At 71.0% G+C, this 26852-nt stretch carries 21 protein-coding genes and 1 tRNA gene; 7 read left to right on the forward strand and 15 right to left on the reverse strand.

Annotated features, from left to right (window positions below; genetic code table 11):
• The coding region (locus ACIGJI_RS04270; protein WP_396667010.1) for an LGFP repeat-containing protein at positions 1 to 1272 on the reverse strand (1272 nt) is incomplete at its 3' end.
• 101 nt (positions 1273 to 1373) lie between these two features.
• Entirely contained in the window at positions 1374 to 2447 is a 1074-nt protein-coding gene (locus tag ACIGJI_RS04275) for a glycosyltransferase (RefSeq protein WP_363445886.1), read from the reverse strand.
• Positions 2448 to 2569: 122 nt separating this feature from the next.
• Between ACIGJI_RS04275 and ACIGJI_RS04280 the strand changes: the two genes are divergently transcribed.
• Entirely contained in the window at positions 2570 to 4333 is a 1764-nt protein-coding gene (locus ACIGJI_RS04280; RefSeq protein WP_363445884.1) for a DUF4012 domain-containing protein, read from the forward strand.
• Between the two features lie 142 nt (positions 4334 to 4475).
• Positions 4476 to 5042: a hypothetical protein gene (locus tag ACIGJI_RS04285; protein ID WP_187663685.1), complete on the forward strand. Its 567-nt coding sequence runs from the start codon at positions 4476 to 4478 to the stop codon at positions 5040 to 5042.
• Positions 5043 to 5218: 176 nt separating this feature from the next.
• On the opposite strand, the gene ACIGJI_RS04290 is transcribed toward ACIGJI_RS04285, so the two are convergent.
• The 6 genes from ACIGJI_RS04290 to ACIGJI_RS04315 form a co-directional block, all read right to left on the reverse strand.
• Positions 5219 to 6673 (reverse strand): LCP family protein, encoded by a 1455-nt coding sequence (locus ACIGJI_RS04290; RefSeq protein ID WP_363445881.1) that lies wholly within the window; start codon positions 6671 to 6673, stop codon positions 5219 to 5221.
• A complete protein-coding gene (gene purE / locus ACIGJI_RS04295; protein ID WP_366244542.1) occupies positions 6670 to 7137 on the reverse strand; it encodes a 5-(carboxyamino)imidazole ribonucleotide mutase in 468 nt (155 codons plus the stop codon). The genes ACIGJI_RS04290 and purE overlap by 4 nt, the downstream gene beginning before the upstream one ends.
• Before the next feature lie 124 nt (positions 7138 to 7261).
• Positions 7262 to 8386, reverse strand: a complete 1125-nt coding sequence (locus tag ACIGJI_RS04300) for a 5-(carboxyamino)imidazole ribonucleotide synthase (RefSeq protein ID WP_363445879.1) — start codon at positions 8384 to 8386, stop codon at positions 7262 to 7264.
• 94 nt (positions 8387 to 8480) lie between these two features.
• On the reverse strand, positions 8481 to 8993 hold the full coding sequence (locus ACIGJI_RS04305; protein WP_259953269.1) for a PH domain-containing protein: 513 nt from the start codon (positions 8991 to 8993) through the stop codon (positions 8481 to 8483).
• 94 nt (positions 8994 to 9087) lie between these two features.
• A complete protein-coding gene (locus ACIGJI_RS04310; protein ID WP_363445877.1) occupies positions 9088 to 9858 on the reverse strand; it encodes a biotin--[acetyl-CoA-carboxylase] ligase in 771 nt (256 codons plus the stop codon).
• Positions 9855 to 11138 carry a CDP-glycerol glycerophosphotransferase family protein gene (locus ACIGJI_RS04315; protein ID WP_363445875.1) on the reverse strand — a complete coding sequence of 428 codons (1284 nt, stop codon included), beginning with the start codon at positions 11136 to 11138 and terminating at the stop codon, positions 9855 to 9857. Before ACIGJI_RS04315 ends, ACIGJI_RS04310 begins: the two co-directional genes overlap by 4 nt.
• Before the next feature lie 146 nt (positions 11139 to 11284).
• Between ACIGJI_RS04315 and ACIGJI_RS04320 the strand changes: the two genes are divergently transcribed.
• Positions 11285 to 12310, forward strand: coding sequence for a glycosyltransferase (locus ACIGJI_RS04320; protein ID WP_363445985.1), 1026 nt, complete (start codon positions 11285 to 11287; stop codon positions 12308 to 12310).
• A 10-nt stretch (positions 12311 to 12320) separates the two neighbouring features.
• Here the strand turns inward: ACIGJI_RS04320 and ACIGJI_RS04325 are convergent, their stop codons facing one another.
• The 3 genes from ACIGJI_RS04325 to ACIGJI_RS04335 are packed head-to-tail and all read right to left on the reverse strand — an operon-like array spanning position 12321 to position 16624.
• Complete coding sequence (locus ACIGJI_RS04325; RefSeq protein WP_363445873.1) at positions 12321 to 13757, reverse strand: CDP-glycerol glycerophosphotransferase family protein; 1437 nt, start codon at positions 13755 to 13757, stop codon at positions 12321 to 12323.
• A complete protein-coding gene (locus ACIGJI_RS04330) occupies positions 13754 to 15007 on the reverse strand; it encodes a CDP-glycerol glycerophosphotransferase family protein (RefSeq protein ID WP_363445871.1) in 1254 nt (417 codons plus the stop codon). The genes ACIGJI_RS04325 and ACIGJI_RS04330 overlap by 4 nt, the downstream gene beginning before the upstream one ends.
• Before the next feature lie 45 nt (positions 15008 to 15052).
• Positions 15053 to 16624, reverse strand: coding sequence for a S1C family serine protease (locus ACIGJI_RS04335; protein ID WP_259953155.1), 1572 nt, complete (start codon positions 16622 to 16624; stop codon positions 15053 to 15055).
• A gap of 95 nt (positions 16625 to 16719) precedes the next feature.
• On the opposite strand from ACIGJI_RS04335, the gene ACIGJI_RS04340 reads away from it, so the two are divergent.
• On the forward strand, positions 16720 to 17922 hold the full coding sequence (locus ACIGJI_RS04340; RefSeq protein ID WP_363445869.1) for an aminotransferase class I/II-fold pyridoxal phosphate-dependent enzyme: 1203 nt from the start codon (positions 16720 to 16722) through the stop codon (positions 17920 to 17922).
• 10 nt (positions 17923 to 17932) lie between these two features.
• On the opposite strand, the gene ACIGJI_RS04345 is transcribed toward ACIGJI_RS04340, so the two are convergent.
• Positions 17933 to 18742 (reverse strand): carbon-nitrogen hydrolase family protein, encoded by an 810-nt coding sequence (locus ACIGJI_RS04345; RefSeq protein ID WP_363445867.1) that lies wholly within the window; start codon positions 18740 to 18742, stop codon positions 17933 to 17935.
• A 78-nt stretch (positions 18743 to 18820) separates the two neighbouring features.
• Between ACIGJI_RS04345 and ACIGJI_RS04350 the strand changes: the two genes are divergently transcribed.
• Both ACIGJI_RS04350 and ACIGJI_RS04355 read left to right on the forward strand, forming a co-directional pair.
• A tRNA-Met gene (locus ACIGJI_RS04350) sits at positions 18821 to 18894 on the forward strand.
• Between the two features lie 87 nt (positions 18895 to 18981).
• Positions 18982 to 19857 (forward strand): aminoglycoside phosphotransferase family protein, encoded by an 876-nt coding sequence (locus ACIGJI_RS04355; RefSeq protein ID WP_363445865.1) that lies wholly within the window; start codon positions 18982 to 18984, stop codon positions 19855 to 19857.
• Between the two features lie 22 nt (positions 19858 to 19879).
• On the opposite strand, the gene ACIGJI_RS04360 is transcribed toward ACIGJI_RS04355, so the two are convergent.
• The 3 genes from ACIGJI_RS04360 to ACIGJI_RS04370 all read right to left on the reverse strand — a co-directional run bounded on the left by ACIGJI_RS04360 (position 19880) and on the right by ACIGJI_RS04370 (position 25127).
• The gene (locus tag ACIGJI_RS04360; protein ID WP_363445863.1) at positions 19880 to 20722 is read right to left on the reverse strand and encodes a universal stress protein; all 843 of its coding nucleotides are present in this window, start codon (positions 20720 to 20722) and stop codon (positions 19880 to 19882) included.
• A 336-nt stretch (positions 20723 to 21058) separates the two neighbouring features.
• Positions 21059 to 23962: a UPF0182 family protein gene (locus ACIGJI_RS04365; RefSeq protein WP_363445861.1), complete on the reverse strand. Its 2904-nt coding sequence runs from the start codon at positions 23960 to 23962 to the stop codon at positions 21059 to 21061.
• A 73-nt stretch (positions 23963 to 24035) separates the two neighbouring features.
• On the reverse strand, positions 24036 to 25127 hold the full coding sequence (locus tag ACIGJI_RS04370; protein WP_280569061.1) for a PDZ domain-containing protein: 1092 nt from the start codon (positions 25125 to 25127) through the stop codon (positions 24036 to 24038).
• A 118-nt stretch (positions 25128 to 25245) separates the two neighbouring features.
• Between ACIGJI_RS04370 and ACIGJI_RS04375 the strand changes: the two genes are divergently transcribed.
• Entirely contained in the window at positions 25246 to 26658 is a 1413-nt protein-coding gene (locus ACIGJI_RS04375; protein ID WP_280569059.1) for a zinc-dependent metalloprotease, read from the forward strand.
• The last annotated feature ends 194 nt before the right edge of the window (positions 26659 to 26852 follow it).

The following is a 26852-nucleotide window of genomic DNA, read 5'->3' on the forward strand; positions in this document are numbered from 1 at the left end:
CTTGCTGTACGCGGTCATGATCGTATTCGACGACGCGAACGTCCCCGCCACCGACGAATGAACCCACCCGGCGTCGAACTGCTGCGCGGTCCCGTTGCCGTTCGGGTCCGTGACAGCCGTGGGCGTGGTCTTCGGGTATCCGAGCTTTCCCCCGAGACCGCCCTGAGCCGTGTACTCCTTATACACCTCACCGTAGACCTGTCGCGCGCCGAGCGCCTTCGTCCAGGTGATGATGCCGTTGACGTACGTCACGGTGCACCGCGCGGTCGTTGCCGTACAGGCCGGAGTCGTCTTCGCGGCGCCGAGAACGCCGGTCGCCCCGCCGAGCGAGGTGTGCAGGCGACGGATGTCGCCGAGCGGGTCCACCACCGGCTTCTGGGTCGAGCCGAACCAGTCCGTGAAGTAGTTGTAGAAGTTCCGGTTGCCGTACGCGGAGCACCCGTCACCCTTTCCGTAGCCGGCCCGCAGCGCTGCGGCGTTCGGCTGGTACGGCGTGTAGTAGTACAGCGCGGACGTCGCCTTGTTCGCGACGTAGACCGGCGAGGATCCGCAGGAGCTGTTGGGGTTGTAGAGGATGTTCCAGGTGCGCCCCGGCGCGTACCACTGGAACCACTTGCCCTCCATGTAGATCTGCATCTGGCGCGCGGCACCGTAGATCTGGTGGAAGAAGCCGATGTAGTTCGGGTCGCACGGCGCGGTGTCCGGGCAGCCCTGCCCGAGCGCGATCCGGTACCGCCAGGCGCTCGGCCAGGTGTGGGTCACGAGCCCCTGCTCCTTCTGGAGCATGACGATGAGCACCTGCGGGTTGATGTTGCAGGCCTGGGCCACGCGATAGATGATGCGCGCAGCGGACTCGTTCGCAGCACCGGAGTATCCGCTGCAGTACTGGTCCCCCGGACGGGTGACCGTGTTCATGCGGAAGTCCTTGAGACAGACGATCGGCTCGTTGTTCTCGTCCCGTCCGCCGAGGCAGCGGGAGACCTTGCTGTTGAAGAAGGTCTGGATCTGCGCTTCGGTCATCGTGCTCTTGTTGGTGAACACGGCGTCGCTGATGATGTTGCCCGGCGTGAACCCGACCAGAGTGGTCTTGGCCAGCCCGGTCTGCGCGGGATCGGCGGCGGTACGCGCGACGGTCGGTGCGACGGAGGTCGCGGCGGAGGCGGCGGTGGCGGGGACCACCGTGCCGATCACCAGGGCGGAGGCAGCGAGGAAACAGGTGAGAAGGCGGGTGACCTTCGTGGTGTTTCGAGAGCGTGGGGCACGTCGAGACATGTGACCAGTGTGACGGAAGTTGCGGGATGATGCCACTGTTGCCACGGAAATGCGATCAGCTCTCGGCGTGTCGCGCCGATGCGAAGCTGGCGTTCAGGTGTTCAGAGGTCTGCGTGCAGACTCCATACGCGCTCCGCCGCACTCGCCCAGGAGAAGGCCCGGGACCGGTCGGCGGCGAGCACGCGCAGGCGCTCCCTCCCTGTCGTCGCCGCGTCCTCCACGGCCTCCGGCAGAGCACTCTCGCTGACCACCGCTCCCCCGTCGGCGAGGACGTCGTGATGACACCCGGACTCCACGGCGACCACGGGGACGCCGAGCGACATCGCCTCCAGGGCACGCCACGGCCATCCGGAGACGGCATCGGTCGACACGAAGACGCGCGCCCCGGCGACGACGGCGGCGCGATCCGAGACCTCGAGCGTCCCCCGGATGTGCGCGCGCCGCTCGGGCAGCCCGGCGGCGGCGGCGATCTCGGCGATTCGCGGTTCCGCCCCCTCGGCCGCTCCGATCACCACGGCGTCGAGGTTCGCCGCGACGGCGCCGCGGAAACCGGCGGCCAGCGCGTCCTCCGGCCCGGAGAGGACGAGGTAGTCCGCGGGGACACCGAGGTCGTCCCGACGCGAGGCGACGTCCGCGGGACGCAGGAGGTCCTGAGGTGGCGCGCCGGCGATGACGCGGATGCGGTCACCGAGCTTCGCGAGACCGGACAGGCGCTCCGCCATGGAGTGGGACGGAACGACCACGGCATCTGCGTGTTTCACGGCACGTCGGAGCATGCCTCGTTGCCAGGCGACGGCGCCGCGCGACAGCTGAGACGGCGCCTCCCAGGCCCGCAGGTCCCACAGCGTGACGGTGGTCTGGTCGTTGTCGTGCACCCGGTCGTGGCGGACCAGTGGGGCGAGCAGCGTCGGCGCGTGGATGAGGCCGCCGCCGACGCCAGGGGCGATACCGAGTTGCCAGGACGCGGCGAGCTCGCGCCGTCCGACCGCGAGCGTGCGCACTTCTCCGATCCCGCGGAGCGGCACCTCTGCCCCCGAGGGCACGATCGCATCGACCGTGCAGTTCGGCGGCGCCGTCTGGACGAGCCCGGCGGCGAGATCTCGCGATGCCGCCGCCTGATCGGGGTCGACGACGTGCACGAGCTGATCCAGAACAACACGCAGTCGAGCACCCATGCGATCAGGCTAGCCGCGGGATGCCGACGACCCCAGGAGCGCATCACCTGTCCGCACCGCTACTCAGCGTTCCCACAGCATCGGGAGCGCGCCCGGCAGCTTCGCCGTGCTTGAATGCCAGGGTGAGCGATGGTCGCCTTCCCGTCCGCCGCCGATGGGTCGGGTGGACCGTCGGCCTCGTCCTCGTGCTCCTCGTCCTCGCACTGGGCTGGGTCACGGTGCGCGGCATCGGCGCGGTCGACAACCTGCAGCAGATCGCGAAGGCGACCAGTCAGCTCAAGCAGTCCATCGCCGACGGAGATCTCGACGGGGCAGCCCCGATCGCCGACCGCATCTCCCGCAACGCGGAGTCGGCCCGGTCGCTGACCGGGGACCCGGTCTGGCAGGCCTTCGGGGTGCTGCCCTGGATCGGGCCCAACTTCCGCGCGGTGAGCGATGTCGCCGAGATCGCCGACGACGTCTCCACGGACGCGCTCGGTCCGCTGCTCGACGTCGCCGCCGACGTCGACATCACGAGCCTCGGCTTCTCGGGCGGGGCGATCGACCTCGCCCCCTTCGCGACCGTCGAGAAGCCACTCGGCACCGCGAGCTCGGCCTTGGCTGCCGCGGAGGAGCGGGCGCGGCGCATCGATGCCGACGCCACCCTCCCCCCTCTGGCCGACGCCGTCCGGGAGATGCGCGGGGCCGTCACCCAGGCCGCGACAGCGGTCGGGGCGCTGCACGGCGCCTCGGTTCTGCTGCCGACCATGCTCGGCGGTGAGGGCCCGCGCACCTACGTGCTCGCGATGCAGAACAACGCCGAGCTGCGGTCATCGGGCGGCATCATCGGATCGATCGCGCTCCTGCGCGCGGAGAACGGCAAGGTCACGCTGCAGCGGCAGGCGTCGACGCGCGACTTCCCCCCGCTGGACACGGCGCTCCCGCTCAGCGACAGCACCGTCGCGCTCTTCGAGGACCGCCCCGGCCGCTATCTGCAGAACATCACCAGCATCCCCGATTTCCGGGAGGCCGGGCAGACCATCGCCGCCCGGTGGGAAGGGCGGTACGGGGGAAAGGTCGACGGGGTGATCGCGGTGGACGCCGTGGTGGCCGCGCACCTCATGCGGGCCACCGGAGACCTGTCCTTCGGGCCGTTCACGGCGACCGCGGAGACCGTGACCGACCTGCTCCTCTCCGAGATCTACGCAGCGATCCCCGATCCCGCGGCTCAGGACGCGATCTTCGCTCAGGCCGCCGGCGGACTGTTCTCGGCTGCTCTGTCCCATGCCGAGCCGCAGGCCCTCGTCCGCGCGCTCGCCGACGCCGCCGGCGAAGGCCGCATCCGGATCTGGAGCGCGCATGAGGCGGAGGAGTCGCTCCTCGCCGCCAGCGCGCTCGGCGGCGCCATGCCGCAGGATGACGAGGACGCCGCGGTGGTCGGCGTCCTGATGAACGACGGCACCGGCGGGAAGATGGACTATTACACCCGCGCGTCCATCGTGACGGCGGTGGGCACCTGCGCAGGGGTGCCGACGACCCAGGTGCGCGTCACGTGGTCGAACACGGCCCCCGCCGACGCCGCCACCTCCCTGCCCTCGTACGTCACCGGCGACGGCGTGTACGGCGTGCCTGCCGGCAGCGTGCGCACTCTGATCGCCGTCTACGGTCCGGAAGGCGCCCTGCCGTCGCACATCGACCGGGACGGCTCGGAAGAGGGCGTGCAGACGACGACCATCGGCGATCGCTCCGTCGTGCAGCACGAGGTGCTCCTCGCCCCCGGCGCCTCCACGACGATCACCGTGGAGTTCCAGGGCGACGGCGCCGGAGCACGCCTCACCGAGGTGGAGCACACCCCGCTGATCGTGGGTCCGAAGCTGACCCGCGACACCCTGCAGTGCGGCTCGTGACAATCGCCGACGGATGAGGTACTGTCATCTCACTGGGGAATAACCGGGGTCCGTTAACCTGCCGTGGGGGCAGAGGATCTCGCGCAGTCGGACGCAGGGGTGTGTCCGGAGGCGATTCCGCGTGAAATTCTGGGGAGAAATCATGCTGAAGAAACTGGCTGCCATCAGCCTTACCGCTGGCGCGCTCATCTTGGCCGCGCCGACCGTCGCCTCTGCGGCACCGAGCGACTCCTACCCCTCGCCTCCGGGCGCGAAGGTGGGCGACGCGATCATCGACACCTGTGAGGTCTCGACCGTCGCCTTCGGCGCCGGGTACTTCGAGCCCTCGGAGACCGTCGGAGTGTCCGTCTCGGGGCAGAACGCCGGCGCCGCCGCCATCTCGGGCAACACCGCCGCGTCCGACGGCAGCCTGAGGGTCACGTTCCGCCCGCCCTCCGACGGGCAGGGGGCCTACGCCCTCGACTTCGCCGGTTCTCGGGCATACACCGCCACGGTGACGGTCTCGCACGGGAACGCCGCCGCTTCCAGCTGCGACCACGACCCCGGCACCGCTGCTCCCGCCGGGACCGAGCTGCCGCTCACGGGCGGCACGGAGCTCGCCCTCACCGGCGGATCGGTGTCGCCGTGGATCGTCGGCGGCGCCGCCGTCGCTCTGGTCGCCGGTGGTGGCCTCGTCGCCGTCGGAGCCGCGCGCCGCAAGCGCGCCTGAGTCGCGCGCGGCACGCGCGCCTGAGCCAGGTCGCCGCCTTGTGCGGTGGCCGGCTGGACGACGGTGATCCCTCCCCCTCCGATCACCGTCGTCTGGCGAATCCGGTCATGCACCGGACGGCCCACGGGCGATGTTCCCGGGAACATCGCCCGTGGGCTGCGTCGTCCCCCGCGGACTCACGGGGCGGGGGTAGGGGTCTCCGTCGGCGGATGCAGTTTCTGCTGCATGAGCTCGTGGATGAAGTCGTAGTTCGGGTCGAACTCGTCGACACCGTTCTCCGGCGTCAGTTCGACCGTCTGGACCGGCTGCTCCTTGGCCTTGAGCATGAGATCGAAGAACTCCGGCAGCTTGCCCTGCGGAAGATCCGTGTCGATGAGCGCCGTGCCCGCGGCAGCCACCTCGTTGAAACGCGTGAGCACGGTCTGCGGCGTGAACTGGGCGAGGATCGCCTCCTGCAGCTCGCGCTGCCGCTTCATGCGGTCCCAGTCGCTGGTCGTGTACCGCGAGCGGGCGTACCACTGCGCGGTGTCGCCATCCATGTGCTGCTGCCCGGGCTCGATCCACCCGATCGCCCACTCGTTCACGTCGGTCCCGGACCACCCCTCAGGCGGACCGCCCTTGGGGAGGCGCTCGGTGACGGTGATGTCCACGCCGCCGAGGGCGTCCACGAGGTCGGCGAAGCCGTGCATGTCGACGAACACGTAGTACGGGATCTCGATGCCGAGCACGCCCTCCGCGGCGTCCTTGGTCGCCTCGATGCCCGGTGCCGAGCCTGTGGCGTCCGCGTCCGGATAGAGCCCGGTCCCCTTGTCCTCCCGGCACACCTCCGCGGCGTTGCGCACATGGTTCATCCAGCCGTTCCAGCCGCAGGTGGACGAGCCCTGTCCCTGGAAGCCGTCGGGATACAGCTCCTGCATCGGGCTGCCGTCGCTGAACGGCGCATGCGGGAGCTCACGGGGGATGCCGGTGATGGTGACCGCGCCGGTCTCGGCATTGACGGAGACGACGGAGATGCTGTCGAACCGCATCGAGTCGCGACCGTCTCCACTGTCCGCGCCGAGCAGCAGGATGTTGTAGTAGCCGTCGCTGGGCGGCAGGCTCGGCCCACTCTGCCCGAAGATGGCCCCGACGCTGCCCCGCACCGAGCCCACCGCCGTGGCCGCGTACCCGGTCATGCCGCCGACCAGCCCCAACAGGAGGAGGGCGACGACCGGGAGGACGAAGCGCGACGGCGCGGGGACCTTGACCAGACGGACGAGCCGGAGCGTGTCGAAGGTGAGGACGATCCAGAGCACCACGACACCCACGAGCAGCACCTGCACGAGGGTGAGCAGTACCGCCGAGACGAAGCCGCCGCCGATCGTGAGCCAGAGGAAGACGGGGCGCGCGAACAGGGCGAGGGCGAGGGCGACGACGGCCAGGACCCACGTCGTCAGCGTGACGCCGAGTCCGAACCTGCCCAGGCGGCGATTGCCCGCGAGCACCTGCGCGGAGCCGGGGACGAGGAGGTTGAGCCCGACGAGCCACCAGGCGCGCTTCGACATGAGGCCCGGATCGGCCGGGTCCGGGTGTCGCAGCGGCCGCGTCTCGATGAGCGGACGTCGTGTCGCGCGCGGGGGCGCAAGGGTCACAGCGAGCCCCTCAGCCGATCGTTCTTCTCCTCGACCTGCGCCTCGAGGTCGGCGGCGTAGGCCTCGACGCGGTCCGCCAGATCGTCGTCCGCGGCAGCGAGGATCCGGGCCGCGAGCAGGCCGGCGTTGCGCGCGCCGCCGATCGACACCGTCGCGACCGGGATACCCGCGGGCATCTGCACGATCGACAGCAGGGAGTCCATGCCGTCCAGGTACGCGAGCGGCACGGGGACGCCGACGACCGGGAGCGCCGTCATCGATGCGAGCATGCCGGGCAGGTGGGCGGCACCGCCGGCGCCCGCGATGATGACGCGCAGGCCACGAGACCGCGCCTCACGCGCGTACGACATGAGCTTGTCCGGCGTACGGTGGGCCGAGACCACCTCGACCTCGTGAGGGATCCCGAAGTCGGTGAGCGCTTGGGACGCGTCGCTCATGACGCGCCAGTCGGAGTCGGATCCCATGACGACGCCGACCAGAGGAGCGGCGGAGGAGTGCAGTGGCTCGGTCACCAGATCAGGCTACGGTCTCGCGCTGGGAGAACCCCCGAGCGGCACACGTCTTTTCCGTGTGCCGCCGCGGGAATCCTCAGGCGAAGGCCGCTGCGGCGGCCCTGGCCTCGTACACCGCGTCGTCGAGGTCGTCCCCGACGACGTTCACGTGCCCCACCTTGCGGCCGGGCCGCGGCGCCTTGCCGTACGTGTGGATCTTGGCATCGGGGTGCGCGGTCATCGCCGCCTCGAAACGGTCTCCGAGAGTGCCGTCCGTCGGGCCGCCGAGGATGTTCACCATGACCGACCATGCCGCGCGGGGCTGGGTGTTCCCCAGGGGCAGATCCGCCACGGCACGCAGATGCTGCTCGAACTGTCCGGTGACGGCTCCGTCCTGGCTCCAATGTCCGCTGTTGTGCGGTCGCATGGCGAGCTCGTTCACGAGGATGCGCTCGTCGTCCGTCTCGAAGAGCTCGACCGCGAGCATCCCGGTCACGCCCAGGCCCTCCGCGATACGACGGCCGATGTCCTCAGCGACCTCGGCGAGACGCTCGGTCGCCGCGGGCGCCGGGGCGATCACCTCGGCGCAGACGCCGTCGCGCTGCACCGTCTCGACGACCGGATACGAGATCATCTCTCCCCCGGGTCGGCGTGCGACCTGCTGGGCGAGCTCACGGACGAAGGGGACGAGCTCCTCGACGAGCAGGGCGTCGGAGCCCTGCAGCGCATCGAGCCAGTCCTGCGCTTCGGCGCCCGAGCGCACCACCCGCACACCCTTGCCGTCGTACCCGCCCCGCGGCGTCTTGACCACCGCGGCACCGTCGTGCTCGTCGAGGAAGCGCTGCAGGTCGTCAGCGGAGCGGACCGGAGCCCACTCGGGCTGCGGCACGCCGAGCTCCGCCAGCCGGGAGCGCATGACGAGCTTGTCCTGGGCGAACTGGAGCGCATCCGGGCCGGGGTGCACGGCGACGCCCTCGGCGACGAGAGCGCGGAGCACGTCCTGCGGCACATGCTCGTGGTCGAACGTGATGACGTCGACGTCGGCGGCGAAGGCACGCACGGTCTCGAGGTCCCGGTAGTCACCCACCGCTGTGGCGGCGAGGCCCGCGGCCATACCCTCCTCTTCGGCGAGCACCCGCAGATCGAGACCGAGCTCGACCGCCGGAGCGATCATCATCCGTGCCAGCTGTCCTCCGCCGATCACGCCCACGCGCAGCGCCATGTGCCGCCTCCATTCGTCATGCCCATTCTTCCGCACGCGCGAGCGCCCGGGGAACGCAGGTACGCCCCGGACGGACCGGGCACGTCGGCCGAGCTCAGGCGAAGTCGTCGCCGCTCGCCTGGGCGTCGCGGTGGGCCAGGATCTGACCGACCTCGATCTGGTCGGCGAGGGTCTCGTGCACGAGGGTGACGTTCGGCACGTTCACCAGACGCAGAGGCGCGTCCACGCCGTTCGAGAGCGTGATGGTCCCGCAGCCCCACATCCGCTGCAGCGGGCCGCGACGGACGCCGATCGTGTAACCGCGTGCGTGCGACATCTCGCGGCGGTTGCGCGCGCCCAGGCCCTGGGCGGCGATGACGCGACGGGTCGTGATCGTCGTCGTCCGGGAGTACCAGACGATGAAGGGGATCACGACGGCGACGAGGACGACGGTCCCGGCAGCCGCGAGCAGCATCCAGTCCTCGAAGCCGGCCGGCAGGTTGCCGTAGAAGTAGGCGGTGGCCCCGAAGACGGCGATGAGCACGAGCGCCGACCAGAAGAGCCGACGCGCGTGGCCACGGAAGCGCGCGATCAGCAACTCCTCGGCGGGAGTGCCGGGCGGCGGCATCAGCGGGCGTCCGCCGAGCGTCACGGGCTGGGTCACACCCCCATTGTGCCCGGGATCGCCGACAACACCGTCCGTGCGGCGGCGTGTCCCCGCCTCACGCGGGGCGGACGTGCACGACGTCGCCGGCCGAGACCGCGTGCACGGTGCCCTCCGCCTCGACGCGCAGGCGTCCCTCGGCGTCGATGCCGACGGCCGTGCCGTCGAGCAGGGAGCCGCCGGGGAGCGAGACCCGCACGGCCTGTCCCACCGTCGCGCACCGTGCGGCGACCGCCGCATGGAGACCGCTCGCGATCGCGTCGTCCGCCGCGGTGAGCGCGGTCAGGTGACCGTCGAGCGCCGAGAGGTAGGAGCGGAGCAGCTCGTCCTCGTCGACGACCACGCCGTGCACCGCGAACGAGGTGGCCGTGGGCACCGGAAGCTGCGTCGCGGTCATGGACGTGTTGACCCCCGCGCCGACGATGACAGCGTGCGGGGTCGCCTCGGCGAGGATGCCGCAGATCTTGCGGCCGTCGACGAGGACGTCGTTCGGCCACTTGAGGGCGACGGTGGCGGCGGGCAGCTGCGCGGCGACGGCCTCGGTCATGGCCGCTCCGGCGGCGAGCGGGATCCAGCCTCGCGCCGCGGGTTCGGCGGGCAGATCGCGGAGGAGGATGCTCACCGCGAGCGCCGACCCCGCCGGGGCCACCCACCGGCGATCCAGTCGCCCCCGTCCGGCGGTCTGGTGCCGGGTCAGGAGGACCGAGAGGTGCGGCCAGCCGTCGGCGTCGTCCGCATGCCCACGGAGGTCGGCGTTCGTCGACCCCGCCGCGTCGACGACCTCGAGACGCGGTGCGAGCGCGGCGGAGCGCGGGAAGTCGCCGCTCATACGTCCTCGTCGTCGGCTTCGTCGTCGTCATCGTCCGCGTCACCGCGGACGGCGCCGATCTCGCGGTCGCGCCACCGCTCCCACTCGCCCATGAGACGGTCGACGGCCGCGTGGAACTTCTGCGTCGCGACACCGGGGGTGGTGTCGCCGAAGTAGTGGCGCACCCACATCCGCAGCCGCGCGACGGCCGCCTCGTCCTGCCGCACGCGCTCCACCTCGGCGACGATGTCGTCCGCCGCCTCCGCGGACAGCCACTCGCAGTCCGAGAGGTAGCCGGTGGTGTCGACGGCGGCCTCCTCGTCGACCGGTCGCGTGATCATGAGCGGCTTTCCCGCCGCGAGGCGGTCGTACACCATGGCCGAGATGTCCACGACGGCGACGTCGGCGGCGGCGAGCTGCCATCCGAGCTCCGGACCGTCGTCAAACACATGCTGGGCGGTCGGATCGGCCGCGTTCGCGGCGGCGATGGCCGCGATGATGCGCCGGTGCGCCGCCCCGTAGGCCTCGTCGACGACACCGCTTCGCGGGTGCGGACGGTAGATGACGCGGTGCTCCCCCGTCGCGAGGAGTCGCGCCACGAGGCGCTCGCCGTGCGAGGCGATGGAGCCGTAGTGCGCGCTGGGCCGGTCTCCCTCCCAGGTCGGCGCGTACAGCACGACGAGACGGTCGTCCGGTGTGTACGGGAGCGAGCCGGAGTAGTGGTCCGCCTGGGGGCGTCCGATCTCGATCGTCCGGCTCTCCACGTCGTAGTCCCACAGCGTCCGCGACAGCCGGTCCCTCGCCGCCTGACCGGCGACGAAGGCGTAGTCGTAGGCCTTGTACTGATTCGTGGTCATGTACATCTTGTCGGACTCGCCGTGGTTGATGAACACGTGCCACCGGCGGCCGTACCGGAACATCTGGAAGTTGCGGGTGTTCTGGTTCACGTACAGCACCACGCGGATGTCCTGCGTGGCCAGGAAGCGCTCGAGATCGCGCACCTTCGGCACGAAGGCGACGGGCGGGGCGTCCTCCTCGAGGAGCTTCTCCGCGCCGGTCGCCTGGCGTGCCAGCACCACGACGGGCCACCGCTCGGCGAGCGCGGCCAGCGGGCGGTACCACTGCCGCATCTGGTACATGTTCACGGCGCCGTCCGCGAAGTACACCGCGACCTGGAAGTGCTCGGCCGGGTACGGCACCTGATCCGCCAGCCGGCGGCGGACGCGCTGCACCGCCGAGCGCGAAGCGAGCGCCCGCTGCAGGAGACGGTAGGCCTTCTTCGCGTCAGACAGTGCACCCATCCCTCCAGGATAGTTCGTCCTGTCCCGGCATCCGCGGCGGCGGACAGGCGGACGCCGCCTGAGAGAGAGCGGCAGGAGCGGCGTGACATGATCGACGTGTGCCAGCCAACGGATCCCCCACCCCCGTCACCGGGGTGTCCTTCGTGATGCCGGTGCTCAACGAACGCGCCTACCTGGAGCACGCCGTCGCATCGGTGCTCGCCCAGGAGGTCGGCGTCCCCGCCGAGCTCATCCTCGCGCTGGGACCATCATCGGACGGCACCACCGCCCTCGCCCGCCGACTGGCCGCGGCCGACGACCGGATCCGTCTCGTCGACAACCCGGCCGTGCACATCCCGGTCGGCCTCAACGCCGCGATCCGGGCCAGCCGCTACCCCACGGTCATCCGGGTCGATGCCCACTCCGAGCTCGCTCCCGGCTACGCGGCCAGGGCCCTGCAGACCCTGCAGCGCACGGGGGCCGCCAACGTCGGCGGCGTCATGCACGCCGAGGGCCGGACGCCCTTCCAGAAGGCCGTCGCCCGGCTGTACAACTCCCCCGTCGGCCTCGGCGGCGGGGCGTATCACGGCGGACGCGTGGAAGGAGAGGCGGAGTCCGCCTACCTCGGCGTGATCCGTCGGGACGTCCTCGACGAGGTCGGTCTGTTCGACGAGACGATCCGCCGCGGCGAGGACTGGGAGCTGAACCTGCGCATCCGCCAGGCCGGGCACCGCGTGTGGTTCGACCCCGAGCTGTCGGTGACCTACTGGCCCCGCGAGAGCTGGCTGCGCCTGGCCAGGCAGTTCCGCGCGACCGGCGCCTGGCGAGGAGAGCTGGTGCGGCGCTTCGGTCGTCGCAACGGTCTTCGTTACTTCGCGCCGCCGGTCCTGCTGCTGTTCGTCGCACTCGCCGTGGTCCTCGGGGCCTTGCAGCTCTCCGGTGCGGTGTCGGGAACCGCCTCCCTCATCGCCTCGTTCCTGGTCTACGTCCCGCTCGCGCTCTACGTGCTGCTCGTGGTCGGCGTGGCCCTCGCTCCCGGCGGGGGCGGCGTGCGGCAACGCCTGTGGACGCTCCTCGTGCTGCCCACGATGCACCTCTCGTGGGGTCTCGGCTTCCTCGGCGGCGTGCTGCGCGGAGCCGGCGACACGGTGGACGCGTCCCGGCTCGGCACGCGGAACACCCCCCTGCCCTGACGTCCGACGACTACGGCGTGACGAATCCGAGGTCGAGGATCCGGTCGACCACCCGCTGCGCGGCCCGACCGTCGTCGAGGGTGTTGAACTGCCGCTGCCAGGCGGCATAGCGCTCGGCGTACCTCTCCCGGTGCCCCGCATCCTCCAGCGCGGCCACGAGTTCGTCCTGCGTACCGAGCAAGGGCCCCGGCGCCCGCTCCGCCAGATCGAAGTAGAAGCCGCGGAGCTGACCGCGGTAGTGGTCGAGGTCGGGCACGAGGAAGTACATCGGCTTGCCGGTCACCGAGAAGTCGAACATGACGGAGGAGTAGTCCGTGACGAGGGCGTCGGCGGCGAGCAGGAGCTGCGACGTCTCGGGGTAGCCCGTCACATCGATCACCCGGGCGCCGGCACGATCCCTGCCCTCGCCCAGCGTGCGCGAGTGGCCGCGCACCAGCACGACGGCGTTCGTCTGCCGCGCGAGGAGTTCGGGATCGACGAAGTCGACCATCTCCGCCCGGTCGTCGCGCCAGGTCGGGGCGTAGAGGAGGACGCGCTCGTCGGCCCCGATGCCGAGCGCCGCGCGGACGGCGACCGGGTCCCCGGTACGCAGCGCATCGTTGCGCGGATAGCCGTCGACCCAGATCGGCCGCCCGAAGAACGCATAAGCCTTGCGCAGGATCCGCGCGGCGTACGTGTTCTGCGCGAGCAGCACGTCCCACCGCCGGGACTCCTTGACCACCGCCGCCATCCGCCGGGGATCGAACCCGGGGCGGTGCAGCGCCAGGCGCTTGAGGGGCGTGCCGTGCCAGGTCTGCAGCACCTTCTGCCCGGGCTTCCGCGCGAAGCGCCGTCGCAGCCAGTCGTTCACGACGAGCAGGCGCGCGGCCCCACGGGCGTGCCACCATTCCGGGCTGCCCTCGATCACGGCGATCGCTCCGTCCGGCACCTCGACCGACAGGTCGACGACGCTCCAGTACCGGCGCACTCCCGGCGCGCGCCGTGCGAGCTCCCGATCGATGGCGCGCGGGTTGCAGCCGACGCTCCGGCCGTAGAAGCTCTCGAAGAACACGGCGTTCTCGGTGCCGCCTGCCTGCGCCACGTAGCGCTCCTCGAGCGTGGAACGCCCCTCGGCGGTGTCGTACACGGGGTCCACGGGCGCCGCGATGTGGACGACGGCACCGTCGACGGCGATCCGCACCCCCGGGAGGAGCACCGGCGCGAGACGCAGCTCAGCCGGATCGACGCCGTCGATCCGCAGGTCGTACTCCCCGGACGGCAGAGGCAGCTCCGGACCGCCCCATCGCGACGCGCGGAGCGCGAACGTCGCCTTCCAGGTCTTCCCCCCACCGGTGAGGCGGGCCTTCACCCGCGCCCGCGGTCCGGTGAGCTCGGCGCTCTCCGGACGCTGCCCGGTCCCTGCGATGACCAGCGCCTGTGCCGTGTCATCGATGCGGGCCGTCGTCATGCTGCTCCCTTCGGCGCGGGGACCCCCCGCGCACGGATCGCCCGGTATACCCGACGAGTGTTCTGACCGTCACGGAACGCGTGCATCTCCGCGCTGAGCGTAGCGGAACGCTCGGCGGCCTCGTCGAACGCGGCCGCATCGCCGAGCAGCGACGCCAGCCGGACGAGGGCGTCTTCCCACCCCGTGGCGACGCCGGACGCGGCGACCTCCTCGAAGCGGCCGTAGAAGCCGCGGGTGCGGGCGTACTCGGCGACATCCGGTGCGAGGAAGACGACCGGCAGGGCGAGGAGCCCCACGTCGTACGCGAGCGACGAGTAGTCCGTGATGAGGATGTCGACGGCGGGCAGCACCGGCGTCACATCGCTGACGACCGTGCTGGGCAGCGCCCGCACCCGCGTCGTCGCCACCGGCGGCGCGTAGCTGCCGTCGCCGAGGGGGTGGGAGCGCACGAGGAGGACGGCGTCGTGGAATTCGAGCACCCGGATGATCCGCACCCATTCCTCAGCCGTCGGGACGGACGGGTCGGGAGCGCCGTCGCGCCAGGTCGGCGCGTAGAGGACGATCCGGTCGGTGTCGCCGATCGCGCCCACGGCCTCGGCGAGCAGCCCCCGTGCATGGGTGCGGCGTTCCTCGGGCGAACCGCTCGACAGCACGTCGACGCGCGGCTCCCCGGTCACCACCACGCGATCATCGCCCAGCCCGAACGCGGACTCGAGGCGTGCTCTGGCGCGGTGCGAGGCGGCAGGGAGCACCCGGATGCGCTGCGCGGCACCCCGGTACATCCAGCCGACGAGCCGACGCAGGACCGGCGCACCGGGCACGGCCGGCACCTGGGTCGTGGCGGGAGAGTCGAGGCCGATGCGTTTGAGCGGGATGCCGTGCCAGAGCTGCACCACGAACGCGCCGCCGTTGCCGTAGCGGTTCACGTCGCCGAGGCCGTGGGTCACGATCAGCACCCCGGCGCGCGCGGTCGCCCACCAGCCGCGCAGACCGCCCCGTGGCACGCTCCGCAGACCGAGGGCCGCGGCGTCCGCCGCTTCGCGCGGGGACCCGGCCAGCCACAGGGTGTCATGGCCCGCCTCCGCTGCGTACCGCTGCAGGGCGAGGGCGCCGTCCCCGACGCCGGCGCCGCACCCGAAGACCCAGCGCGGACCGCGCGGCACGAGAAGGGTGCCGAGACGGCCGAGGGCGTACAGCGGGATCCGGAGCAGCTTGGCCGCGTTGCCGGTGCCGAAAGAGAAGGACGCCACCCGGCGAGCCTATCGCGCAGGTGGCGTCCTTCTCTGACGTGGGGATCAGCCGGCGAGCGTGCCGAGCGTCACCTCGATGTCGCTCTCCTTGCCGTCGCGGACGTAGGTCACGTCGGCCTTGCTGTCGGCGGCCGCTGCGCGCACCTGCGCCGTGAGGTCGGTCGCGCTCGTGATCGGGACGCCGTTGAAACGCGTCACGACGTCACCGGCCTGGAGACCGGCGGCCTCGGCGGCGCCCCCGTCGGTGACCTCGGCGATGTAGGCGCCGGCCACCGTCGCGCCCTCGACGCCGGAGGCATCGCGGACCGAGGCACCCAGGAGGCCGTGCGTGGCCGCGCCATCGGCGATGATCTCATCGGCGACGCGCTGGGCGATGTTGGACGGGATGGCGAAGCCGATGCCGATCGAACCCGACTCCTCCGAGTTGCCCGAGCTCGCGATCGCGACGTTGATGCCGATCAGCTCGCCCTTGCTGTTGACGAGGGCACCGCCGGAATTGCCGTGGTTGATCGCCGCGTCGGTCTGGATCACGGCGATCGAGATCGACTCGGTGGCCTGCTGCCCGCTGTTGCCGGGCAGATCGAACTGGAAGGGCCCCTCGCCCTGGCCGTCCTCCGGTGCCTGCTCCTGCGGGGCGTCCTCGGAAGAGGAGTCGGGCAGCGCGGAGGAGGCGATCTGGATGCTGCGGTTCAGCGCGCTCACGATGCCGGTGGTGACCGAGTTGGCCAGGCCCAGCGGGGCGCCGAGCGCCACGGCGGTATCGCCGACGTTGAGCTTCGACGAGTCGGCGAACTCGATCGGAGTCAGGCCCTCGGCGTCCGTGAGCTTGATCACCGCGAGGTCGTAGATCGGGTCGGTGCCGACCACGGTCGCCTCGTAGATGCGGCCGTCGGAGGTCGTGACGCGGATCGTCGGATCAGCCGCCGCGCCGCCGAGGGTCACGACGTGGGTGTTGGTGAGGACGTAGCCGTCCTTGCTGATGATGACGCCCGAGCCGCTGCCGGCCTCCTGCGACCCGGCCACCTCGATGGTGACGACGGAGGGAAGCGCCTCGGTCGCGACCGCGGTGGTCTCGTTGACCGAGCCGGGGTTGTTGACCGTGACGGTCTGCGGTCCCTGCGCCGTGCCGGAGGACGGGGAGTCCTGCAGCCCGGTGAGCAGCGCGCCTCCGCCGAAGCCGGCGACGCCGCCGACGAGGGCGGCTGCGACGATGAACGCCGCGACGCGGGTGCCGCCGCGCGACTTCTCCTTCGTCGCGGTCGGGGTGCCCTCGGCCGGCGGCACCGTGCCGTCGAGCGGCCGGGTGTCGTGCGCCGGGACGCCGAATGCGGCGCCGGGGACGCCCGCCGCGGCGGGACCGGGCGCGGCCAGCCCGTGCGGCACGGGTGCCACAGTCGGGGCACCGGCGGCGTGCGACGCGAACGTCGGCGGCATGTGGTGGCCCTGCGGGGCGACCGGGGCGGAAGCGGCCGGGGTGCCCGTGAGGGTGCCGTCGGCGGCCGGAGACGGCGCGCTCGGCGCGGCCTCGGGGGTCTGAGGGGTCTGGGGGGTGTGTCCGGCCGACACGGCGTCGTCCGACGCCGGTGCCGGGCGGTCCTGCGGGTTGTCCTGGTTCATGGTGTGCTCCTTCAACGCTCCTCCAGGATGCCCCGCATCCCTGTGCGTTCCTTATGCCGAGCTTGAGTTTCAGCTATGGCCTTAGCCTGTTCTTCATGAGTGTCATCCCCGGCGCATGGCGTCGCACGGCGGCCGGTGCCGGCCTGCTCGACGCGGACGGTACCGTCGCGCCCACCATCTTCGCAGAGATGTCCGCCGCGGCGGTCAGAACCGGCTCCATCAATCTGGGGCAGGGCTTCCCGGACGAGGACGGCCCGGAGGTGGTCCTCACCGCCGCACGCGCCGCGATCGCCGAGGGCGTCAACCAGTACCCGCCGGGGCGCGGCTCCCCCGATCTCCTGCAGGCGATCGCCGAGCATCAGCAGCGGTTCTACGGGCTCGCCGTCGACCCGGGCACCGAGGTCATCGTGACGGCCGGGGCGACCGAGGCGCTGACGGCGACCCTGCTCGCGCTCATCGACGGGCCGGAGGACGAGGTCGTCGTCTTCGAGCCCTACTACGACTCGTACGCCGCCGCGGTCGCACTCGCGGGCGCTCGGCTCCGGACCGTGCCGCTGCGGGCGCCGGACTTCCAGCCCGACCTGCAGCAGCTCGCGGACGCGGTCACGGATCGGACGCGGATCATCCTCGTCAACGACCCGCACAACCCCACGGGAGCGGTCTTCGACGAGGTGGTCCGCCGAGAGGTCGTGCGTCTGGCCGAGAAGCACGAGGCCGTGATCGTCACCGACGAGGTCTACGAGCACCTCACCTTCCGCGGCCCGCACGTGCCCATCGCCACGCTGCCCGGCGCTGCGGAGCGGACGCTGACCATCTCCTCGGCCGGGAAGACCTTCTCGACCACGGGGTGGAAGATCGGCTGGGTGCACGGCCCCGCCGCGCTCATCACGGCCGTGCTGACGGTGAAGCAGTACCTCACCTACGTCAACGGCGCGCCTTTCCAGCCCGCCGTGGCCGTGGGCCTGCGCCTCGACGATGCGTTCTTCGCCGATGCCGCCGCCCTGCTCGCCCGCAAGCACGCGATCCTCGGCGACGGTCTGCGCGCGGCCGGCTTCACCGTCCATGCCCCACAGGGCGGCTACTTCACGGTGGCCGACGCGACGGCTCTCGGCGGCGCCGATGCGGCGGCCTTCTGCCGAGCGCTTCCGGAACTGGCGGGGGTCGTGGCGATCCCCCTCACCGCCTTCGTGTCCCCCGCGCGACGCCCGGCGTACGCGGGCCTCGTCCGCTTCGCGGCGTGCAAACGCGTCGATGTCCTGGAGGAGGCGGCCGCCCGTCTCTCCGGTCTGCGCGCCTGAGGCGGGTCGGTCAGCGCGGGACCACGTCGTAACGCCGTGCACGCAGCGAGGGGTTCGTCTCCCGGACCCTGGTGACGGCCGCTCCGTCGACCACTCCGATGGCCAGCCCCGGCTCGGGCCCGATCCCCGCGCGGACGACGCCCTGCGGGTCCACGATGCGCGAGTGCCCCACGCCGATCGGCGCCGGGTGGTCGGCGGCGATGACGAACACCGTGTTCTCGATGGCCCGCGCGGCGAGCAGCGTGGTCCAGTGGTGCTCCTTGAGCGGCCCGCGCACCCATTCCGCCGGCACCACGAGCGCGTCGGCACCGGCGACCGCGAGGCGCCGCGACAGCTCGGGGAACCGCAGGTCGTAACAGGTCATCAGCCCGAAGCGTAGACCTCCGAGTTCGAAGACCGCGGGCTCGCCGATCTCCCCCGGCTCTACCCAGTCCGACTCGCTCTGCCCGAACGCGTCGTACAGGTGCTGCTTGCGGTAGACCGCGAGGATGCCGTCGCCGCGCACGGCGACGACCGTGTTGCGCACGCGCCCCTCGTCCGAGGCCTTCTCCGTGACGCCCGCGACGATGACGACGGCGAGCTCCGCGGCCAGGCCGATCAGTCCGGTCACGAACTCACCGTCGAGACCCTCCGCATTCGCCGCGAGGCGTTCGTCCATCGGATCGACGAAGAAGCTCGAGTACTCCGGGAACACGATGAGCTTCGCCCCCAGTCGGGCGGCGTCCGTCGCGAGCTCGGCGATCCGCTCCCTGTTGGCCTCGCGCGAATCGGTGGGAGCGAACTGGCACACGGCGACGGGGACGGCGGCGTTCTCAGGCATGACGCCATCCTCTCGCACCCGTCGCTGCCGCGCTCGATTCGACGCCTCTCCAGATCCGTGATAAGTTATCTCTTGTGCCGCGGGGTGGAGCAGTTCGGTAGCTCGCCGGGCTCATAACCCGGAGGTCGCAGGTTCAAATCCTGTCCCCGCAACAAATGGAAGGCCCTCTGGCCGGGAGAAATCCCAGGCCAGAGGGCCTTTCGCATGTGGCGGGAGCCGGCCTCTGGGAGTATCGAGGGGTGAGCCGACCAGTCGACATCGATGCAGCCGTGGTAGCTGAGCTCGTCGAAGAGCAGTTCCCCCGCTGGGCGCACCTGCCCGTCCGCGCCGTGGCGCGTCAGGGGTGGGACAACAGGACTTTCCGCCTGGGTGAGGATCTGTCGGTTCGCCTTCCCGTTGCCGAGTCCTACGCGACGGCCGTGCAGAAGGAGAGCAGAGCGCTCGAGTTCCTCGCCGGACGGCTCCCGGTCGCCGTTCCCTCCGTCGTTGCGCTCGGCGAACCCGGCCGCGGCTATCCGTTTCCGTGGTCCATCCGCCGGTGGCTCGACGGCGACACCGTCGACCGCGTCGCGGGGCTCGATCGTGTCCGCCTCGCCGTCGATCTCGGGGGCCTCCTCCGCGTCCTGAGGTCTCTCCCCGTGCACGCGGGGCAGGCCGCCGGCCGGCACTCGTTCTTCCGCGGTTCGCATCCGAGCGTCTACAGCGATGACGTCCACGCCGCGCTGCAGCGGCTGGACGGCACCGTGGACACGGAGAACTGCCGGAGCGTCTGGCTCGCGGCGACGAGCAGCGTCTGGGAGTCTTCGCCCGTCTGGTTCCACGGCGATGTCGCCGTCGGGAACCTCCTCATCAGCGACGGCAGCCTGTCGGCGATGATCGATTTCGGCACCTGCGGCGTCGGCGATCCTGCCTGCGACCTCGTCATGGCGTGGACGTACTTCGAGGGGGACGCGCGTGACGCATTCCGCGACGCCGCCGGCCTCGATGCCGCGACGTGGCGACGGGCTCGCGGCTGGGCGCTCTGGAAAGCCCTGGTGACGCTCTCGAGCGGGTCAGGACCGGGCGGAGACGACAGCCGACGCGTGCTTCACGAGGTGCTGACCAGCCCGCTCTAGGCCGCGGATGCCGTCCCGCCGGTCAGCGGACGACGGCGGTGGGCGCGACGAGCGCCGCGAGGACCTCGTGGCTGATCGACCCGAGCAGGAACCGGGCGACGGCCCCCCGCCCATGTGAGCCCACCACGGCGAGGCTCGCGGTGGCGGCCGCCCGGTTGATGACCTCGGACGGGTACCCGCGCTCGACCCGGGGCTGCAGCTCGAGATCCGGATACGTCTGGCGCAGCCCGGCGAGAGCGACGGCGAGAGTCTCTTCGGCCAGCTCCTGCATGGAGGAGAGGTACTGCTCGGGATACGACCTCGCTCCGCGCGGAAGGGGCACGGGCGTCCATACCGTCACCGCGATGAGGGGCTCGCCGAGGCGGTCGGCTTCGGCAGCGGCGAAGGCGACGGCGGCTTCCGAGATCGGCGACCCGTCCACTCCGACGACGACACCGCGGCGGTCTCCCGCCTCGATGTCCGGGATCACCACGACGGGGCAGGACGAGTCGGCGACGATGCGCAGCCCGTGCGCCCCGCGCCGCGGGCTGTCCGCGTCATCGGGTCGGAAGTCGCTTCCGATCACCAGGAGGTTCGCGCCCGCGGTGGTCGAGACGAGCTGGCGGACCGGGTCGCCGCGGAGCACGACGATGTCGACGTCCAGGCCCTGGGCCTTCAGCGTCTCCGCGTGCTCCTCCAGCAGACTCCGGGCAGCCGCGATCGCCGCATCCACCACAGGGCCCTCCCCGACGGCACCGACCGCTCCCCCGACGACGCTCGCGAGGAGCAGAGTAGCCTTCCGGGACCGTGCGCGTTGCGCGGCCCACTCCAGTGCTCGTCGTCCCGCCGACGTGTCCACCACTCCTACAACGATGCGCTCAGCCACGGCGACCTCCCTGTTCGCCTCCACCCTCCCATGCCATCCCCTCCTCGCGCGACGGTTCGTCCCGGACAAAACCCTCCGCCGCTCAGGCACTCGCGCCAGATCAGGCTTCCTATCAGGAGGGCGCCTGACCTCGCGCGCCCGCCTGCTGCCGCGAGAACGCCTGTCCCGGCGCGCCACGCGCGCACGCAGGCACCCGCGCGACAGCAGGCAGGCCTGCAGGATGTCGCCTGAAACGGCGCGGGCGCCTGATGCGGCGGACGCGCGTCAGAGACGCGGGAGTGGCGGGGAATGCGAAAGGGCACCCCGGGGGGGTGCCCTTCCGTGTGCGCAGGAAGATTACTCTGCGGCGGCCTCCAGCTCCAGGAGCTTCTCGACGGCCGCGGTGAGCCGCTTGTCCGCCTCGCCGAACTTCTCCAGGTCACCCTCGGTGAGGGCCGCCTGGCGGTCGAGGAGCGCCTGCTGCGCCTTCGCCAGGGCGTCGGCCTGCTCATCCGTCGGCGTCGGCGTGGTCGGCGTCTCCCCCGTGTCGGGATCGGTCGCCTCCGGGTCGGTGGGTTCGACCTCGTCATCGCCACCGGTCGCGCCGGAGTCGCCGCCGAACAGCGTGTCCAGCGCCTCGGTGAGGGTGTTCTCGAAGGCCACCCGGTCACCGAAGGCGACGAGCACCTTCTGCAGACGCGGCAACTGCGTCCCCTCGGACGACTGCACGTAGACCGGCTGGACGTAGAGCAGACCGCCACCGACGGGCAGGGTCAGCAGGTTGCCGTAGATGACCTCGGACTCCCCCTGCTGGAGCAGGTTGAGCTGCGGCACCACGGCCGTGTCCGAGTTGTAGGTGTTCTGCACCTGGCCGGGACCGGGCACCGTGGTATCGGTGTCGATCTCCAGCATGCGCAGCTGCCCGTAGCCTTCGGCCTTGACGCCCTTCTCGGCGCCCGCATCCGAGTCGACGGCCAGGTAGCCCATCAGCACGTCGCGGCTGCCGCCCGCGCCCTGGGAGGCGGGGATGAACGTCGAGAACATCGAGAACCGCGGTTCCTCCTGCCCTGGCATCTGCATGGTCAAGTAGTACGGCGGCTGCAGCATCGCGTCGCTGCGCGGGTCGTTCGGCGTCTGCCAGCGGTTGTCCTGCTGGGCGAACGAGCCGGCCTTGTCGACGTGGTAGATGCCGAGGATGTCGCGCTGCACCTTGAACAGGTCGGTCGGGTACCGGACGTGGCTCATGAGCTCGCCGGACATCTCGCTGATCGGCTTGAGGGTCGACGGGTAGACCTTCTGCCAGGTCTTCAGGACCGGGTCCTCCTCGTCCCAGGCGTACAGCGTGACCGAGCCGTCGTAGGCGTCGACCGTGGCCTTGACCGAGTTGCGGATGTAGTTGATGTCGTCGATCGCGAGCGACGGCGTCGGCACGTTCGAGTCGGCGATCGCGTCGGACAGGCTCACGCTCGTCGAGTACGGGTACGTCGAGCTGGTCGTGTACCCGTCCACGATCCAGACGATGCGGCCGTCCACGACGCTCGGGTACGGGTCGCTGTCGAGCTCGAGGTACGGCGCGACCTTCTGCACGCGGGTCTTCGGGTCGCGGTCGTAGAGGATCTGCGAGTCGTCGTTGACGAGGTTGGAGAAGAGGATCTGCTCCGACTGGAACTTCAGCGCGTAGAGCAGCTTGGTGAAGCTGTCGCCGATCTTCGGTCCGCCGTTCCCGGAGAACGTGGTCTTCGTCTCGCTCGATCCGTCCTTGCCCCGCGGGTAGTCGATCTCGACCGGGTCGGCCCCCTCGGGGGCGCCGACGATGGAGTACTCCGGGGAATTCTCGCCGAAGTAGACCCGCGGCTCGAAGTCGCCCTGCTCGGACAGGAAGCCCGAGGTCGGGATGCCGCGCTCGAGGAAGACGGGCTCGCCGTCCGTCGTGCGCTGGTTTCCGGCCGCGGCGACGAGACCATAGCCGTGCGTGTAGACCGCGACGCGGTTGTTCCAGTTGTCACCGTCGCCCAGACCCGACATGTCGAGGTCGCGGACAGAGACGACCGTGTCCTGCTTCACGCCGTCGATCTCGTAGCGGTCGACGTCCATGGTCGTCTGGAACTGGTAGTAACCGCGGTACTGCTCGAGCTGGCGGACCGTCGGCGGGATGACCTTCGGGTCCATGATGCGGATCGACGCGGTGGTCTCCGCGTCGGCGCGGAGCTGACCGGCCTCGGCGTCCGTCTCAGCCTCGAAGGCCGTGGTCTCCAGGTCGGCGACGCCGTAGGCCTCCTTCGTGCCGTCGATGTTCCGCTGGTAGTACTCGGCCTGATAGGCGTTCTGGTTCGGCTTCACCTGGAAGGTCGTGACCACCCACGGGTAGCCGATGCCGATGACCAGCGAGGCCACGATCAGCAGCGCGGTCGCCGCGAGGGGGAAGCGCCAGCGGCCGATGACGGCCGTGATGAAGAACAGGATGGCGACGACGGCGGCGATGATCGCGAGGATGCCGAGGCCGGGGATGGTCGCGTTGGCGCCCGTGTAGGCGGCACCGGTGATCCGGTCGTCCGGTTCGACGAGGGTCTTGTAGCGGTCCAGCCACAGGCTCGCCGCCTGCACGAGCAGGTACAGCCCCGCGATGACCGCGAGCTGGATGCGGGCCGGCTTCGAGATGCGCAGCTCGCCCTGGCCGATGCGCACGGAGCCATAGAGGTAGGACACGAGCGCGGTGACGAGAAGGCTCAGCAGCAGGACCGCCGAGACGAACGCGAGGAGGATCGAGTAGAACGGCATCGCGAACATGTAGAAACCGGTGTCGACCTTGAACTGCGGGTCGACCTCACCGGTGGCGACGCCGTTGGCCCACAGCCACACGGTCTTCCAGTTGCCGGCCGCCGCGAATCCCGCGAAGAGGCCGAAGAAGATGGGCATGCCCCACATCGTGAGGCGCCGCAGCGGCTCGATGACCTCCTGGTAGCGGTCGAGCTGGGAGCTCAGCCGCACGTAGACCGGACGGAGCCGGTAGGCGAGCTGGATGACGACGAACAGCGGAACCGCCATGCCGAGGAAGCCGATGACGAACATCACCGCCGTCGCGATCCACTGCGTGGTGAGCACGCCGGTGAACCCGACCTGGTCGAACCAGAGGAATTCGGTGTAGAGCGACGCGAAGACGAAGAACGCCGCGATGAGCGCGGCGATGATCACCAGGGAGATTCCGAGGATGCGTCGGGAGGTTCGAGGCGTGGCCGGGGGCTGGGCTGGGGTCGAGGTCACCCCTCCATCCTAGGCACCGCTCGCTGTGGGCGGGCTGTCACACCGGTCACGGCGGGGTCACGACCGCGCGGGCTCAGGTGGCGGGAACGTCGCAGGTCGGCAGCGCGTCGACGTCGCCGTCCTCCGCGATGACCTCGAGCGCCGCGAGGGATTCGTCGAGGGTCGCGGTGCGGATGACCTGCAGGCCGTCCGGCACATGCCCCACGACCTCGTCGCAGTTCGCCTCCGGTGCGAGGAAGTAGTCCGCGCCGGCGTCACGGGCGCCGTAGAGCTTCTGGCGGATGCCACCGATCGGTCCGACGGTCCCCTCGGCGTCGATCGTCCCGGTGCCCGCCACCTCCTTGCCGCCGTTCAGCTCGCCCGGGGTCAGGGTGTCGATGATCCCGAGGGCGAACATCATGCCCGCGCTGGGGCCGCCGACGTTGTCGAGCTGGATCGTGACATCGACCTCGAAGTCGTAATCGGTGCGCAGCGTGATGCCGATCAGCCACGTCGTCGTGCCGTCCTGGGTCTGCTCCTCCGGCGTGATCTCGACCGTCTGCTCCGCGCCGTCGCGGCGCACCGTGAGCGCGACCGGATCCCCGCCCGCCTCCTGGATGGCCTCGCGCAGCGCGGTCGCCGAGGTCACGGGCGTGCCGTCGATCGCCGTGATCACGTCGTCCGCCTCGAGCAGGCCGTCGGCAGGAGAGCCCTCGACCGCGTCGACCACCACGACCTCGGCTCCGGTGTCGTAGCCGAGCTCGTTCAGCGCGGCGGCCGTCGCCTCGTGCTGCGAGTCGACCATGAGCATCGCGTTGCGCTCGTCGCGCTGCTCGGTCGTGACGCCCTCGGGGAACACCGCGTCCAGCGGCACGACGGCGCGCGAGGCGTCCGTCCAGGCGAGCGCGAGCTCGAACCAGCTCGGCGTGCGCTCCCTGTTGCCGACGACCTGGACGGTCGTCAGGTCGAGCGTGCCGCCCGTCTCGTACGTCTCGGTCCCCTCGACGCTGATGAGCGGGACCTGCTCGCCGTCCGCGTTCTTCGCGGTACCGAGGGTGTCGTACACGGGGCCCGGACGCTGGATCACGTACGGCGAGGGCAGGAAGGTGAGGACGGCGAGCGCGGCGAGCGCGACCACCAGCGCCCAGACCCCGAGTCCGAGCTTCCCTGCACGCGGTCGTTCCACAGCAATCCTCCGTCGTTCGCGAGCGGCGTACAGCGATCTGCCCGCTTCGGGGACGCGCACTGAAACCTGTGACTAGCGTAGATGCCACGGCTTCAGACGTGCTGAGAGGGCGAGCGACATGGCAGACAACGAACCGAACCCGGAGGACTTCCAGGAGTTCCTGCGACGGATGCTCTCGAACCAGGGCGGTGGAGACATCGACCCCGAGGCGCTGCGCGGCGCCTTCCAGGGGATGGACGGCTTCGCCTTCGACCCGGCGATGATGCAGACGATCATGTCGCAACTCCAGGGCGCCTTCGGCGGTGATCCCTGGGAGAACTCGCTCCGGCAGGCCCTGCACATCGCCAACCGCGAGGGTCAGGGCATCGGCGACGGCTCCCGCTCCTCCCTCGCAGACTCGTTCGCACTCGCAGGTCTCTGGCTGAGCGAGGCGACCACCATCTCCGAGCTCGCAGAGCCGCCGGTGGCGATGACCCGCGGCGAGTGGGTCGAGAGGACCCTTCCGGTGTGGAAGGAGATCGCCAGCCCCGTCTCGACGAGCATCGCCGACGCGCTGACGTCCGCCCTCGACACCCAGGTGCCCGAGGAGATGCGCAGCGTGGTGCAGGGCGCGGGACGCTTGATGCGGGGCCTCGGCGGATCGGTGTTCGCCGCCCAGTTCGGTCAGGTCCTCGGCAACCTCTCCCTCGAGGTCGTCTCCGGGGGCGACGTGGGCATCCCGGTGCTCCCCGCGGGTACGGCCGCCGTGATCCCGCAGAACCTCACCGCGTTCGGCGAGGGGCTCGAGATCCCGGCAGACCAGATCGCCCTCTACGTCGCGACGCGCGAGCTCGCCTACGCCCGCCTGTATCGGCACGCCAAGTGGCTGCACCTGCACGTGATGGCGCAGATCACCGACTTCGCCCGCGGCGTGACGGTGGACGTCGATGCCCTGGAGGACGTGGCGAGCCGCCTCGACCCTTCGAACCCCGAGGAGCTGCGCGCGGCGATCGAGGGCGGAGCCCTGCTCCCGACCCAGACCGAGGCGCAGCGCGAGGCCCTCGCCCGCCTGGAGAACCTCATCGCGACGATCGACGGGTGGGTCGACGTCGTCACGGCGGAGGCCACCTCCCGACTGCCGGACGGCGGCCGGATCGCCGAGGCGGCCCGTCGTCGCCGTGCCGTCGGCGGCCCCGCGGAGGACGCTCTGGGTGCGCTGGTCGGGCTCAAGCTCCGACCGCGACGCATCCGCGAGGCCTCGGCCATGTGGCGGGCGGTCACGGACGCGGTCGGCGTCGCCGCCCGGGACTCCCTCTGGGACTACCCGGACCTCATGCCCACCGCCGAGGACATCGACGACCCGACGGCCCTGATCGCGCGTCTGCAGGCCGCGGAGCGCGGGGAGCAGCCCGAGGCCGACGAATTCGACGAGGCACTCGCCCGCCTGCTGGACGGCGACGACTTCTCCGCGGAGGCGCCCGCCGAGGACGGCGACACGGATCCGCGCACCGACGGCGACGACGACACTCCGGAGGGCGAGCGCCCGGTCTGAGTCCGGCCATCCGGGTCGGGGACGGACGATCACTCTCCCTCCCCGACCACGGACGGACCGCCGACTTCTCCACCGATCCCCCGAATCGGCCTGCGGCTCCACGATGCTCCGCAGAATCGAGGGGTGCCGCTCACCCCGACGACCCTGACCCGTCTCGACCCCGCATTCCCGCTGCTCTGGCGCGACGGGATGAC

The organism is Microbacterium sp. NPDC064978, assembly GCF_044543605.1.
Taxonomy (GTDB): domain Bacteria; phylum Actinomycetota; class Actinomycetes; order Actinomycetales; family Microbacteriaceae; genus Microbacterium; species Microbacterium meiriae.